General features: G+C 43.6%; 1 pseudogene. It reads right to left on the bottom strand.

The window, feature by feature from the left end:
• Positions 1–302, bottom strand: a pseudogene (locus AB4375_RS21555) (pyridoxal kinase); the annotation flags it as partial.
• Between the last annotated feature and the right edge of the window lie 335 nt (positions 303–637).

Genomic DNA, 637 nt, shown 5'->3' with positions numbered 1-637 from the left:
TTAACTAAATTAACCGACTCGGCAACCGCTTTACATTGGTCTGCGCTTCCCTGATAACCCGATAGGATCGCACCACAGTCTTTCAGTACGTTGATGTTGTCTAAGCCTCGAATCAAGTTTCGAATATCATCTGAGCCGAATGTTTGCCCGGTCCAACCTTGTTGATATTGAGTGTGATTAGAGAACTGAACAGTGTGGATTGGCCACACATCGAGTCCCATTCTTTGGATTGGAAAAACCGCAGAACTGTTTCCTGCATGCCCGTAAACCACGTGAGATTGAATAGAAATAATGCTTTTCATGCGTCGCTCTTTCAGTTTGAAATGGATTTGAATACTTGGATAAGACGACTAAATAAACACAACGGAACATCAAGATAGGAAGTTTTATCGATCTAACCACTGTGCTTATTTGGTCGGAATAGCCTCGACATCGCCGAGGCTTATTCTTAATGAGTTGGACGTCATCGGCTTTAAATCATGTATTTGATTCTAAGCCAGACTTGAACTTATGCGTCTTGAAACTCAGCGAAGTACTCATCCAATACAGTGCGTGTTGCACGGCCGATTAGCTCGTACTCGTGGTGAGTAAGGTTCGCTAGTGATACACGTACTGATGCGTGTACTGTGTCGAAACC

The sequence above is a fragment of the Vibrio sp. 10N.261.51.C6 genome (assembly GCF_041471785.1).
Taxonomy (GTDB): domain Bacteria; phylum Pseudomonadota; class Gammaproteobacteria; order Enterobacterales; family Vibrionaceae; genus Vibrio; species Vibrio crassostreae_C.
Note: the sequence above shows the minus strand (reverse complement) of the source record. Positions and strands in the feature narration are given on the sequence as shown.